The 13,628-nt window shown below is 71.6% G+C and carries 9 protein-coding genes; 7 read left to right on the forward strand and 2 right to left on the reverse strand.

The window, feature by feature from the left end:
- Nucleotides 1-279 precede the first annotated feature (279 nt).
- Both TsocGM_RS09730 and TsocGM_RS09735 read left to right on the forward strand, forming a co-directional pair.
- Complete coding sequence (locus TsocGM_RS09730) at nt 280-1,101, forward strand: ParA family protein (protein ID WP_158633463.1); 822 nt, start codon at nt 280-282, stop codon at nt 1,099-1,101.
- Complete coding sequence (locus TsocGM_RS09735) at nt 1,101-2,003, forward strand: ParB/RepB/Spo0J family partition protein (RefSeq protein ID WP_126725114.1); 903 nt, start codon at nt 1,101-1,103, stop codon at nt 2,001-2,003. Before TsocGM_RS09730 ends, TsocGM_RS09735 begins: the two co-directional genes overlap by 1 nt.
- 8 nt (nt 2,004-2,011) lie before the next feature.
- On the opposite strand, the gene TsocGM_RS09740 is transcribed toward TsocGM_RS09735, so the two are convergent.
- Nucleotides 2,012-3,220 (reverse strand): hypothetical protein, encoded by a 1,209-nt coding sequence (locus TsocGM_RS09740; protein WP_126725115.1) that lies wholly within the window; start codon nt 3,218-3,220, stop codon nt 2,012-2,014.
- A 2,403-nt stretch (nt 3,221-5,623) separates the two neighbouring features.
- Here TsocGM_RS09740 and TsocGM_RS25955 point away from each other — a divergent pair.
- Both TsocGM_RS25955 and TsocGM_RS09750 read left to right on the forward strand, forming a co-directional pair.
- Nucleotides 5,624-6,550, forward strand: a complete 927-nt coding sequence (locus TsocGM_RS25955; protein ID WP_158633464.1) for a ParA family protein — start codon at nt 5,624-5,626, stop codon at nt 6,548-6,550.
- Nucleotides 6,543-7,151: a hypothetical protein gene (locus TsocGM_RS09750; RefSeq protein ID WP_126725117.1), complete on the forward strand. Its 609-nt coding sequence runs from the start codon at nt 6,543-6,545 to the stop codon at nt 7,149-7,151. The genes TsocGM_RS25955 and TsocGM_RS09750 overlap by 8 nt, the downstream gene beginning before the upstream one ends.
- Nucleotides 7,152-7,374: 223 nt before the next feature.
- Here the strand turns inward: TsocGM_RS09750 and TsocGM_RS09755 are convergent, their stop codons facing one another.
- Nucleotides 7,375-8,406, reverse strand: coding sequence for a DUF932 domain-containing protein (locus tag TsocGM_RS09755; protein WP_126725118.1), 1,032 nt, complete (start codon nt 8,404-8,406; stop codon nt 7,375-7,377).
- A 492-nt stretch (nt 8,407-8,898) separates the two neighbouring features.
- Here TsocGM_RS09755 and TsocGM_RS09760 point away from each other — a divergent pair, with 492 nt between their 5' ends.
- The 3 genes from TsocGM_RS09760 to TsocGM_RS09770 all read left to right on the forward strand — a co-directional run bounded on the left by TsocGM_RS09760 (nt 8,899) and on the right by TsocGM_RS09770 (nt 13,319).
- Nucleotides 8,899-9,135, forward strand: coding sequence for a hypothetical protein (locus TsocGM_RS09760; RefSeq protein ID WP_126725119.1), 237 nt, complete (start codon nt 8,899-8,901; stop codon nt 9,133-9,135).
- A 67-nt stretch (nt 9,136-9,202) separates the two neighbouring features.
- Nucleotides 9,203-11,599 (forward strand): MobF family relaxase, encoded by a 2,397-nt coding sequence (gene mobF / locus TsocGM_RS09765; RefSeq protein WP_158633465.1) that lies wholly within the window; start codon nt 9,203-9,205, stop codon nt 11,597-11,599.
- A 19-nt stretch (nt 11,600-11,618) separates the two neighbouring features.
- Nucleotides 11,619-13,319, forward strand: a complete 1,701-nt coding sequence (locus tag TsocGM_RS09770) for a type IV secretory system conjugative DNA transfer family protein (protein ID WP_126725121.1) — start codon at nt 11,619-11,621, stop codon at nt 13,317-13,319.
- The last annotated feature ends 309 nt before the right edge of the window (nt 13,320-13,628 follow it).

Below are 13,628 nucleotides of genomic sequence, written 5' to 3' on the forward strand. Positions count from 1 at the left end.
TGCAACAAAGCCTTCGGCCCGTCAATCTTGTGCCCCTCCCCTGTTCGCCCCCCCATGCGCCGCGTCCGGTTCCACGGTGGAAGTGGGAGCCGGATCCTCCGGGGGGCGACCGGGGGGTGCGGCCCGGCGACCCCTGCCCGGATCGGCCGCCCGGGATCCTCGACTCCCGCCCCGCCCGATTCCAAGGTGGAAGCCGGATCGGCCGAAGGCCGCCGCGGGCGGCGGCCGATAAAGCCACCGATGCAGGACCAGTTCCACGGTGGAATCGGAGGGGATGCGATGCCGGCACGGACGTACGTGGCGCTCAACAGGAAGGGGGGGGTCGGCAAGACCTCCACCTGCTTCCACTGGGGGGGCGAGCTGGCCCGCCGCGGGCAGCGGGTGCTGCTGATCGACCTCGACCCCCAGCGGAATTTGACCGATAAGCTGCTGATGGACCCGGAGACCGGCGAGGTGCCCGAGGTCCCATACGAGGAGACGGTGGCGGCTCTGTTCGACCCGGAGGTCTATGTCGAGGACCGCGCGAGCCTCGTCCGGCCGACCCGGCACGCCAATGTCTCCGTCCTGCCCGGTGCCCACCGGATGGAGCACCTCAACATGGGCAACCCGGCGACCGACGACCGGCAGCTCGTGCTCCGGGACTTCGTCGACGAGGTGCGCGACCGGTTCGACTCGATCATCTGCGACTGCCCGCCCAACATCATGATCGGCAGCTGGGCGGCGATGGCGGCCGGCGACGGCGTGATCGTGCCGCTCCAGGCCGAGGACTTCGGCGCGATGGGCCTGAAGCTCCTCAACGAGTCGCTCGTGCAGGTCCGCCGCGAGGCCAACCCGGGGCTCGCCCTGCTCGGCTACCTCCTGATGATGTACGACGACAAGTCGCCGCTGCACCGGGCCTACGCCCAGACGATCCGGGACTCCTACCCGGGCCGGGTGCTGGAGACCGCCGTGCCCGTCTCGCGTGACCTCAAGATGGCCGTCACCACCGGGCTGCCGATCACCCTGTTCAAGCCGCGCAGCAAGGCCGCCAAGGTGATGCAGGCGCTGTGCGACGAGCTGCTCGCCCGCGACGGTTCCGCGGAGCTCAAGGAGGTCGCCTGATGTCCAAGATGACCGACAAGCTCGGCGGCGCCATGCGGAACAGCCTGGGGGTGGGCACGCCGGCCGCGGCGGAGGCCCAGGCCGCCCCGCCCGCCGGCAACAGCCTCTACGCCGGGACCCGGGCGATCGCCGAGGCGAGGTCCATCCCGGTGGATCGCATCGCGCCGGACCCCGACCAGCCGCGGCAGCAGTTCGACTCGGAGGCGCTGGCCGAGCTGGGGCTCTCGATGAAGCGCCGCGGCCAGCTGCAGCCGATCCGGGTGCGCGAGGACAAGGAGCACGACCGCTTCATCGTCGTGGCGGGGGAGCGTCGCTGGAGGGCGGCGAAGATGATGGAGATCCCCGCCCTGGACTGCGTCATCGTTAAGCGGGCGATGACCGACTCCGAGAAGCTGACGCTCCAGCTGATCGAGAACTGCGTCCGCGAGGACCTGAAGCCGATCGAGCAGGCGCACGCCTTCAAGGCCCTGATGGACCGCGAGGGCTGGACGGCGGAGCAGGTGGCCAAGGAGCTGAACCTCTCCCCGCAGACGGTCGGCCGGGCCCTGGCGCTGCTGGGCCTGCCCGGGCCAGTGCAGGAGCTGGTCGAGACCGGCAGCCTGCCGCCGTCGACCGCCGCAGAGCTGCGGAGCATCGGCGACCCGGCCAAGCAGGTCGAGGTGGCCACCGCGATCGTCCGCGACGGGAAGAACCGCGACCAGGCCCTGGCGGAGATCCGGGCCCACGCCCCGCGGCGGCGGGCCGCCCCGGCCCAGTGCGCCTACGACGTAGCCGGCGGCCAGGTGATCGTCAAGGGACGCGGCCCCTGCCAGGACCCGGCCGCCAAGATCCGCGCCCTCCGCGAGGCGCTCGAACAGGCCGAGGCGGAGGGCCGGGACCGGGGACGCCGCGAGGTCGCGTGAGCCGCCCCTCACGCCGCGGCGCGGTCCCACCGCGGAATCGCCCGCCCGACGGGGACGAGCCCCTCCCGGGCCCCGCGCCCTCGGGGGGGCGGCCCGCCCGCGGGGCAGGGGGGGGCCGGCCGGCACGCCGCCTGATCCGCCGCCTCGGCGCGGGCCCTGAGGCGGGCGAGCGCCGCCCGCGCCTCGTCCTCCTCGGCGAGCGTGATGTGGTGCCAGAGCCGCCTGCGGACGATCCCCATGAAGATCCGCGGCGCCTCGCGGAACTTCCGCGCCCGGATCATGGCCGAGAAGAAGTTGAGCCGGTCGGCCTCGGTGTCGGCGACGAGGCCCCGGGCGACCGCCTGCCGGTACAGCTCCTCCGCCCGCGAGAGCGTGCGCAGGTCCTCGGGCCGCACGTCCCGGATCGAGGCTTCCGGCCGGACACCAGCCTCCTGGTTTTTAGATACGGAAGTAGTTTTAAGGTCTTTATATGGGGGTGCAGATCCGGTGCGCCCGGGGAGCGGCAGGGGTGCAGATCCCGTGCACGCGGCCCCCGCGCCGAAGTCGAGGTTGATGACGAAGTAGGCGCCGTCGCGGTTTAGCTTCCGCTGCAGGGAGGCCGTGTCCCTCGTGATGAAGCCGAGCCCGATCAGCCGGGCCCGGGCGGCCTTCACCGCCCGGAGGCTCAGCCCGAAGTGCTCCGCGATCCAGGAGGCCTTCACCGTCCCGCGCGGGACGATCTCCCCTCCCCCGCCGCGGAACGACAGGCCCCGCAGCAGGTGCGCGACCACGGTGAGGAAGAGGCTCGGCGTCGCCTCCCTCGAGAGGAAGCGCAGGAGCGACCGCGGCACCGGGATCGGGCGGGTCGCCCGGCGGCCGCCCGAGGCGCGCTCGATGAGCGGCCCGGCGAACGGGAGCGGCTCGTCGGCCACCGCCAGGTCGCGGCTCCCGCCCCGGATGAGCCCGGCCCGCCTCAGGGCCGAGAGGTCCCGCCGGATCAGCGATCCCTTCGAGCCGACCAGCGGCTCGAACTCGGTGAGCCGGTACAGGACGCCGGCCAGGGGCCTCATGCCCGCTTTCGCCCGGCGGCGGCCCGCAGCATCCCGGATCGCCAGCAGGTGCAGGACCGCGGCGTACACGCGCAGCGCCCGGAACGAGATGAGGCCTGCGTTATACGCGGCGACCGCGTTCAGAAGGATGATCGGCGTGACCGCCTTATACCCGGATTTTGGTTGCACTTCCCCCGTCCTCCCCGAAAAGGAGGCGAAAATCGCCCCGGCCGCATGGCACACCTCGCCCGTGCTACCTCGCTGATTGGCCGTTGACGTCGGGGGAAAGGGCGGTCTACACTACGAAGTGCCAGTCCATAGTGGTGTCGCCTCCCCCGCGGGGGGCCTCACCGAAAGCAGAAAAGCGAGCCTGCCAGCTCGTTTTTTTGTGCCCGAAGCCGCTCGCCTACAACATTGTCTTCCTCATTGTCAGTCCTCGACGCGAGGGGGCCGCAGCTCCCCCGCTACTCCCGGTCGCGGGGCGCACTCGCCCCGTCCGAACCGAAACTTTCGCCGTTGACGTGTGCGGGGAAGTGGGAATAGGCTGGTCGGGTCAAGTGGCGACAGCCATCCCGTTTTCGAAACCAGCATTCCCGGATGCTGGTTTTTTTATGCCCGCAGTCTTTTGCTCCATGCGGTGCCCCTGGCGCACCGTCCGCCGGATCCTCCACGTCAGTTGCTTAAACATGCTTAAACCCATCAAATGGGGGAGCCGAGATTCTCGCAAGAGGGAATTTTCGGAGATATGGTATTGATAATAGGATCATTTATGCAGGTATACCGGTATACCGGCACGGCGGCACCGCGGGCGACGCGGAGGGCGTAAGTCGCCGAAGTCACGCCAGTTCCCGGCGAAGCCACGGCGATCTGCCGCGGCGCGGCCGCGCTGCGGGCCCCGGAGGGGCTGATCCGTGTGCCGGTACAGAGGCAGAAGGAGTAACTCGCAATCCCGCTTCGGGAAGTGCTCGCGGCGCCCCGGCCGAGCGTGTGGGGGTATAGAGGCACTGGGTTCCGCCGTGGAAATCGGCGTCCCCGGAGAGAAATCGATCAAACGCCGTATCGTCGCGACCGCGCCGCCTCGGTCGCTGCGACCGTACCGGTGTTGCCCGCACGTGGCCGCCCCGGGGGAGCCGGCGTGGCATGGAGGTAGAGCTCCCCCAGGCATCGGGCACACAAAGGGTCGGGGCCGCCCGGGGCGGGTGTACTCCCGTTCGTCGAGTGCCGGTATACCGGTACGCCGAGTGCCTCTATGCCGGCACACGCATGGCCAGTGGCATCTGCCCCGGGGGTGGCCCTTGCGGCTCCTCTCGGGGCGCTCCGTCGCCGAGGGGTGGCCTCTCACCGGAGGACCCCGCCCGCCCGCCGGCGGCTGGGACCTTCCGGGCCTGCGCCGTACAGAGGCACGATGCGGTATCGTGCGCCGACATAAGGGGAGCCGCAGGGCGGCAAGCCCGCCCTGCCACTCCAGCGGTATGCCGGTATTCCGGCCCACCGCTTGCCTCTATGCCGGCATATGGCGGATGAGGTCGCCGGTCCGGCGAGATTCGGAGGGGTTCGCGAGGACGACTCCTCGGAGGGGCGGTTGCCCGTGTGCCGGTACTCCGGCAGACAAACTTCCCCTGTGACGCGCAGGATGCCTCGCATCGAGCGGGTCGCTTCCCCCGCGTGCCGGTATACCGGCCCACGGAGTGCCTCTATGCCGGCATACGCGCCGAGAGGACGCCATAGCGATGACCGTCCGGGGCGGTGAAGGGTTCGCCCCGGCGGATTGGGGACCGTCCGGGGGAAGGAATGTGGGTGCGCGGCCCTTCGCGTGGCGACCTCGGGCCGCTCGAATCAGGCCGGCGGTCGCCCTCCGGCAGGGCAGACATGCCGGTCCGCCGCGGCCGGCAGCGGGACCTCAACGCGCGGCACCCCTCCGCCGGTGGACTACCCGGTCTGCCGGTACTCCGGCAGACACGTTCGGACCGAAGGCCCCGCACCGCACCGGCGTGGGAGCGGTCGGTGTCCGGCGCGATCGCCCCCACACCGCCCTGTGCCGGTATGCCGGCACAGGGCGCGCCTCGATGCCGGAACCTGGCCGCCACGGCAACCCGGGTCCATCGGCGTATGCCGGCATACCGGCAGGGGCGGGCGGGGCGAACCCGGGCCGGACGTCAGGATTCGCGCTGGGGGCGTGAACGCCCGCGGGGGAGGGGTGGGTCCGGCGGGGGCGAAAACGGCTCATCACGGGGCAGCCAGGGGCCCCAGAATCGATCCCCGGTGTGCGGCGGTGCGGCCCAGGGGCCGCGAGTCCGCCGCCTCGGCACGAAATGGCGAGGGGCGTCGCGGCGGGGCGCCCCTCACGGCCCGGATCTGGCCCGTATGCCGGAGTACCGGTACACCCGGCGCCGGGCCGCCCGTCGCGGGGGCGGGGAGGGTATGACCGTCGGGCACGCGGTGCGCCGGTGTGCCGCCATGCCGGCACACGCGAGCGTCTTACCGAAAAAGCGTTCTTGTGCGACTAGAATCTTAACTTTCTATATTGGCAAATATACCGGTATGCCTCCATACTGCTGGCGGATTGAGGCCGGCAACGACGGAGAACGAGGGATGCGGTTCGCTAGTACACAGATCATCTGCTTCGCCAACCAGAAGGGGGGGTGCGGGAAGACGTCGAGCGCCGTCTCGCTCGCCGCGGCGTTCGCGGAGCTGAGCTACAAGGTCTGCGTGATCGACGTGGACCCGCAGTGCAACGCCTCCGAGTCGTTCGGGGTGACGCAGGACCTGATCGACCGGGAACGCTACTTCACCCTGGCCGACGTCTACCTGAAGAAGACCAAGGCGATCGAGGTATGCATCGACCTGGGGGAACGGTTCGGCGGCAACCTCTCCATCATCCCAGCCCACCGCGGCCTCGGGTCCGTCGGCCCGCGGCTGGAGGCCGAGATGCAGGCGGCGATCGCGAACTCCGACGAGCACTCGATCCTCGACGCCGACGACATCCGGACCGAGCAGAGGGTCCGGCTGGCCAGGTCCGCGGAGAGCCTCCGGGGGGAGTTCGACATCGTCATCATCGACACCCCGCCCGACCTGGGCTTCCTCATGACCACCGCCCTGATCGCCTCCGACTGGCTGATCATCCCGGTCTTCCCATCCGGCTACGACCTGAAGGGCCTGGAGCTCCTCACGCGCACCGTCGAGAAGGTGCGGCAGCGGTACAACCCGAAGCTGCGGCTCGCCGGGGTGCTGCTCGGGAACTTCGACAAGTCCGCCAAGCTGGACACGCAGATCCACGACATGCTGAAGCGAAAATTCGGCCCCGCGCTCGTCTTCGAGACGACGATCTCGCGCAGCGTGCGGCACCGCGAGGCCACGATCAACGGGCTGACCATCTTCGAGCACGCGCGCGACCAGCTCCCCTCCGAACAGTACCTGCAGCTCGTCAAGGAGCTGATCCGCCGCGGCCAGAAGGCGCTCGGCGGCTCCTACTCCCCGGCCGACGGCAACGGATCGCTCTCGGAGGTAGCGAATGGCTAAGCGGATCGTCGGCCTGCCGGAGGACTTCGACCTCAACATCGCCGAGGAGTCCGTGCGGGACGAGCCCGTACGCATCGGGGACTTCCTGGACGACTTCCCCGTGGCCGCCAGGCCGGCCGCCCCCCGGCCCGGACGGCGAGATCCCCCTCCCCGGGGCGGGGACGAGCCGAGATCCACGGGCCCGGCCGCTCTGCCCGCCCGCGTCGACGAGCCCCCGGGGGAGAAGGAGCCGCCGCGGGCCCCGCAACAGCGGAAGGTGAAGCCCAGGCGGGACCCGACCCAGAAGGCCAAGGAGGTCGCGGCCCCGAAGAAGCCGCCGCGCAAGCAGATCAACATGACGCCCGAGACCCTCGACATGGTCGATGACCTGCTGCGGTACATCCAGATGTACAGCCGACAGAGCGACACGAAGGCGAGCGAGATGTTCCACGCCATCGTGCTCGCGGCCTTCCAGGCGAAGAAGCACCTCGACCTCAGCGACGTGCCGCGCCGTGGGCAGTGGGGGAGCACGACCGCCAAGAATTTCCCGGTGGCACTCTCTCAAGCCTTTACGCGGGCAATTGCACACGCCTTCAGAGAGAAAAGGGAGCTCGATCAGTAGTCGCCGAGGGGGCTCCCGCTGAGCGGGGAGTCCGCCGCCGGCCCGAACCGAACGAGACTAGGCCGATGGGACGAGGGGCGGTGGGCCGCGAGAATCCTTCGGATGGCCGAACGACGCATGGGCGCGGATGCCCCCCCTCGCCCGATGAGCAAAGGGGGCGCCGTCCCGTCCCGACGGTGGGTCCTTCCCCCGGGGGACGGGACGCGCGCGCCGCCTCGGGCGATTACGAGGCCGCGAGGGCCAGCAGGGACGAGGCCCGCTGGTCCGCCTCGGTGCGGTCCCCGGCGTTGGGCAGCTCCCGCGCGAGCCGGGTCAGGGCGTCGACCAGGGCGAAGACGGTGAAGCGGCCCTGCCGCCCGGCGATCTCGATGGCCCGCCTGGCGAGCGCCCTCGTGATGCCGGAGCGTGTCAGCACCTTCATCACCTCCTCGGCATCCTCGCCGAGCTTCGACTCCATCGCCTTGCGGACCACGGCGACGAATCCGTCCCGGCGCGCGTCACGCGTCTCGACGAGCGTCTCGACGATGCTGCGGATGTCGCCGAGCGCCTCGCCGACCCGCCCCGTGTGCTTGCGTGTGAACTCGACGACCTCCGTCGCATCCCACACGATGTGGTTCCGGCACACGGCCTGGAACCAGAACGTAGAGATGCCGACGGAGCGGCGTCCGACCTCCGAGTTCCAGACGAAGAAGCCCGGGGCGAACGCCTGGCCGTCGATCTCGGCCCAGCCGGTCGGGTCGATGAGGAACGCGAAGAGGTCCTGCTCCCCGCAGTACAGCCCCGTGCCGCCGCCCGTGCCCTCCTGGGGCGGGCGGAAGTCCACGGCGAACTCTCGGAGCATGGTGACCACCTCCACGTCGTGCAGCCGTGTGTAGGTGTGGCCGTGGATCGACCGGATGAGGTCGTCCTCGGTGAAGACCTGGAGCGGCTTGTTGCCCGCCGGCAGGGTCTCCTGCAGCACGCGGCTCGCCGTGTCGGCCGAGACGCGGTTGACGGTCTCCTTGCTCACCCTGGCGATCGAGCAGAGCTGCCCGAACGACCAGTCGTTGAGCGCGAACGGTTCGTTGCCGTCGCCCAGGTCGACGACGAGTCGGCCACCATCGGGGCCGGGCCGGATCGCCTGGGGCGGCCGCCAGCGGTCGGTGGACCGCTCCTTCTGCGCCTGACAGTGCTCCCAGAGCGCCTGGAGCGTCGGGAAGATCTGGTCCGGGGTGCGGCGGAAGAGCTCGCGGTGCGCATGTGTCAGGTTCGTCATCGGATAGGCTCCTCTCGGTGACGTGGGCGAAGAATCGAACGCACGGCTCGGAACGTCCGAGCTCGGGGCCACCCCACCTGGGGACAGTCCCGGGCCCGGACACCCCGGCCTCGCACGGCCGCTGGGAGCGAGAAATCCTCGTATGGCCAAAACCTTCGTGGCCCACCGGCCCCTCGGCAGGACGGACGCGGGTTCGCATCCGGCCGGACGAGGGGCCCGGTATGACGGTGCATCTACCCGGGATGGACCCGCCCCGAGGGGGCGGTGATTGTTACGGCGGGCGGGACTCTAGCACGGGAAATCGGACATTGTCACGCGAAAGTACCGGACGGCAGTGGCACGGGAGAGGGTCGGGGCCGACGCGTCCCCGAGGTCGTCCGGGAACCCCGGTTATTCGCGGGGCCGCGTGGCGCGCGGCGTCCCTTTCTGGTAGGTGTTTTTCACATCCATGTGTCGATGATGACGAATTCCGGTTGCCGGATCGCTGGAGAGATGAGACCACGGGATCGCAGCAGCAGGCCCATCAGCTTCCGGCTCGACGCCCGCTACGAGCGGGAGCTGCGCAGGCGGGCCGAGGCGGCGCGGATCTCCCCGGGCGACTACGCCCGGCTGGTCCTGATCCGACACATCGAGGATACGGAGCTGGCCAACCTCCGAGACGAGGTAGCGAGCCTGAGGTCGGAGCTCGAGCGGTTCCGGACCCATTTCGCGGCCGTGGTCGAGGAGTAGCACGCTGCCTCCGCCCCGGCCCCGCACGACATGAGGGGGTGAAGAGTTGCTGTCGATCGGCCGAGGCGTGACAGCCGGATACCTGTGCGACCTGACCGACCCGGGGCATTCCCGCCCGGGCGTCGACGCCGCGGGGCGGTGGTTCGGGCGGGGCTGCCCCGCATTCGGAATCTCCGGCGAGGTCCGGAGGGAGGACCTGGAGCACCTGATGTGGGGCTTCGCGCCCGGCGGGCGGGCCCTGGTCCGGAACGCGGGCGAGGCCTCCCGGCGCGCCGGGTACGACCTGACGTTCTCGGCCGACAAGGACGTCAGCGCCCTCTGGGCGGTCGCGGGGCCCAAGACGAGGGAGATCATCGAGCGGGCCCAGCGGGAGGCGGTCAAGCAGGCGCTCACGTACCTCCAGGATGTGGCCTCCCACAGCCGACGCGGCAGGCACGGGCTGGGCCGCGAGCCGGTCGGGCTCGTCGCCGCCCTGTTCGAGCAGGGGAGCTCGAGGGCGGGCGAGCCCCAGCTCCACACCCACGCCTTCCTCGCCAACGTGGCGGCACGCGCGGACGGCTCGTCCGGCGCCCTCGACGGCCGCGACCTCTACATGCAGAAACGGTGCGCCGGGGCGATCTACCGCTGCGAGCTGGCCCGCAGGCTGGAGGAGCGGCTCGGCGTCCGGATCGAGCGGAAGGGAGAGTTTTTCGGCATCGCGGGCGTGCCGGCGGGCCTCACGGCGGCCTGGTCCACCCGCCGCAGGGAGATCGAGGAGCACCTCGAGCGGCACGGCCGCTCGGGGCCCAAGGCGGCCGAGTACGCCGCCCTGGCGACCCGCCCGGCCGGGCGGCAACTCACGGGGCAGGAGCGCCTCGACGGATGGCGGAGGGAGGCCGCGCGGCACGGCTTCACACCGGAGGCCGCCCGGGCCCTCATGGGCCACTTCGTCGCCCGGGACCCCCTTGCGGAGGCGGAGCAGGCCGTCCGGCGCGCGGTGCGGCGGATCACCGAGCGGGATGCCCACTTCGGGGAGCGGGAGCTCCTGCGGCTGGCCGCCGGGGAGGCCCTGGGCCGGGGGGTCGGGGCGAGCCTCATCCGCACGATGGTCACGCACGCCGTGGAATTCGGGCCGGACACCCACCGGCTCGGACAGCTCCGCGGCGAGCGGCGCTACACCACCGGCGAGATGCTGGAGGCCGAGCAGCGGCTCCTGGAGGCCGCGGGCCGACTCTCCCGACAGGGGCACCGGACGGTGACACCCGAGACGATGGGGCGGGTCCTCGCCTCCCGGCCGACGCTCACGGCCGAGCAGTCCCGGGCGCTGGTCCACATCACCCAGGAGTCCGGGCGGATCGCGGCGGCGACCGGCATCGCCGGCGAGGGCAGGGCGTTCGTCCTGGACGCCGTGCGCGAGGCCTACGAGGGGGACGGCTGCTCGGTGTTCTTTGCGGCGGCGGATCCCGGGGCCGCGCGCGAACTCGAGCGGGGGGCGAAGATCCCGGGCGCCACGCTCCACGAGACGCTCCGCTCCCTCGAGCGCGGCGTGCTGAAGCTCGACGACAGCAGCGTCATCGTGGTCGACGAATCGGGCATCGTCGCCACGCGAGCGATGGAGCGGCTCACTTACCACGTGGAGTCGAGCGGCGCGAAGCTCGTCCTGGTCGGCGAGGCGGACCCGTCATTGTCGCTCGAGGCCGGGGGCTCCTTCGGGGCCCTCGCCGCACGGCTCGACGAGGGGCGGCGCGCCGAAGTCCTCCGCCGGCGACGGTCGTGGGCCCGTGACGCCGGGGACTCCGTCCCGGGCCACACGGACGCCGCCCTGCGCACCTACGCCGAGCGGGGGCTGCTGACCCTCGCCCGGGGGAGCGACCAGGCGATGGCGGCGCTCGTCGCCGACTGGGAGCGGCACGTGGGCCGCGACCCCCGGCGCGGCCTCGTCATCGCCCCAACCGACGGGCAGGCCCGGGCGCTCAACCGGCTGTGCCAGGAGGCGCGCCTGCGGGCCGGCGAGCTCGGCGACGCCGCGGTGGTCGTCTCGGGCGAGCGGATTCGCGCGGGCGATCGCGTGCGGTTCACCCGCGGCAGCCGCCTCTACCAGGTCCGCAGCGGCCACCTCGGCACCGTGCTCGATGCCGACCCCGTGGCCGGGACGCTGAAGGTCAGGCTCGACGACGGCGAGCGGATCACCGTCTCGCTCGACCGCTACGGCCACGTCCGCCTGGGCTACGCCCTGACCGCCCCCGAGGCCCACGATGCCCGCGTCGAGGACGCCTTCGTGCTCGGGGTCGGGGCGTCGGCCGGCCGGGGGCAGGGCCTCGTGCTGGCGTCCCGCACCCGACTCTACGCCGACGAGCGGGATGCGGGCGAGGAGGTGAGGGCCCTCGTCCGCGAGGCATCGCGGGCGAGGGAGAAGGGACATCTGCGTGAGGGCGCGCGACGGTCGGGCGACCGGGAGCGGCCGGACGTGGAGCTGGCCGTCTAGTCGTCGAGGGGACGCGACCGTGTGGACCGGGCCGCCCATCCCCCTCGTCGAGGGGACCCTCCTCGGGGGCCTGCCCCCGAAGGTGCAGGCGCTCGTCCTCGCGAGCCCGCTGATCCTCGGGGCCCTCTACGTGCTCTACCGCCGCCGCCTCGCCGGGGCGCCGATCGTGCGAGGCCGGGAGGTGATCGGCTTCGCGGCGGCCAGGCGCCGCGCCGCGGCGCTCGCACCGCAGCGCGAGCACGAGGACGTCTTCGCCTTCGGGGGGCTCTACCTGCCGCTGCGCTTCGCCACCAGCCACGTCCTCTGCGTCGGGACGACGGGCAGCGGCAAGACCGTGCAGCTCCGGCTCCTGATGCAGTCGGTCCTGCCGGCCATCCGGCCGGGGAGCGGCCGTCGCGCCGTCGTGTACGACGCGAAGGGCGAGCTGGTGCCGCTCCTGGCGGGCATGGGCATCGCCGATCCGATCCTCATGAACCCGCTCGACCGGCGCTCCCACGCCTGGGACCTGGCCCGGGACATCCGCACCCGAGCCGCGGCCCGCCAGCTGGCCGAGACCTTCATCCCCGCGCAGCTCGACGACCGGAACGCCTACTTCTCGCTGGCCGCCCAGGACCTCCTGGCCAACGTCGTCATCGCCCTGATGCGGCGCCTGCCGGGGGACTGGACGCTCCGCGACGTGCTGCTGGTGGCCACGCACCCGGGGCGGGCCCGGCGCCTGCTCGAGTCCGACCCGACGACCCGCGACGTGGTCGCCAAGCACTTCGGGGTCGAGTCGACGCTCCAGAACGTCCTCTCGACCGCCGCCGCGCACCTGGCGAAGTTCGAGCCGATCGCCGCCCTCTGGGAGCGCAAGCCGCGGGGACGTCGGCTGAGCCTCAAGGCGTTCGTCGAGGGCGGGGGCGTGCTCGTGCTCGGCAACGACGAGGAGAACCGCGCGGCGCTCGACGCCGTGAACCGCGTGCTCTTCCGGCGGCTGGGCGAGCACCTGCTCGCCGGCCCGGAGGCGCGGGACCCGCACACGTTCGTCATCCTCGACGAGGTGCGAGAGCTGGGGCGGCTCGAGGGCCTGCGGAGCCTGGCCAACAAGGGGCGCTCGAAGGGTGTCGCGCTGGCGATCGGGTTCCAGGACATCGACGGCCTGCGGGATCCGAAGCTCTACGGCGAGAAGGAGGCCAACGAGATCGTGGGGCAGTGCTCGCTCAAGGCGATCCTGCGACTCGAGTCGCCGGCGACGGCCAAGTGGGCCTCCGAGATGTTCGGCGAGGTGGAGCGGCTCGAGACCCGCGAGAGCGTCAACCGCGGCCGGGGCGGGGGCACGCGCGGCGAGTCGACCGAGGTGGTCAAGCGCGACGCGGTGCTCCCCAGCCAGTTCCTGCAGATACACCGGGCCACGCCGGCGGCGGGGCTGCCGGGCTACTTCATCGTGCCCGGGGTGGGCGCCTACCACGCGAACCAGAGGGACTGCTTCGCCCGCCTGGCCCCGCCCGCCGCCGCCCCGAGCTTCGACCCCGCGGACGCGAAGGACCAGGACCTCGCGCCGTGGACGGCCGGGGACGAGCAGCGTCTCGGCCTGGTCCGGTTACGTGAGTGCGAGCGGGAGCGGGAGCCCGAACCTGACCTCGCCAACGAGCGGCTCCCCCGGGCCGATGCCGGGGGGACGCCCCCAAGACCCAGGAGGCGGGTGCGCATCGTGCGGACCTCGCCGGACGCCGGGACCTGACCCTCCTCGACCCCCGCCGCAGGTTTCCCGGAACAGTTCTCCCGGTCCGTGGCATCACAGGGCTCGGGCATCGCACGGCCCGACTCCGGCCCCGCCGGGCCAGGGAGGGACAGCAGTTGCTGGCCGAAGGTCCTGGACGCGCCGCGCTAGACTTACCACACCTGTGCACCCGATCCGTACACGGGCGCCGCTGTGGACGGCGTGACTCCAGCGAATTCAATTGCTTACGCGGTAGACATCGCCGTAGACGCCCCCTGCGGCCCCTGCCCACAACCCATCGATCTCGAAGCGTTTCCGCTGTAGACGTTG

Source organism: Tautonia sociabilis, assembly GCF_003977685.1.
GTDB classification, from domain to species: domain Bacteria; phylum Planctomycetota; class Planctomycetia; order Isosphaerales; family Isosphaeraceae; genus Tautonia; species Tautonia sociabilis.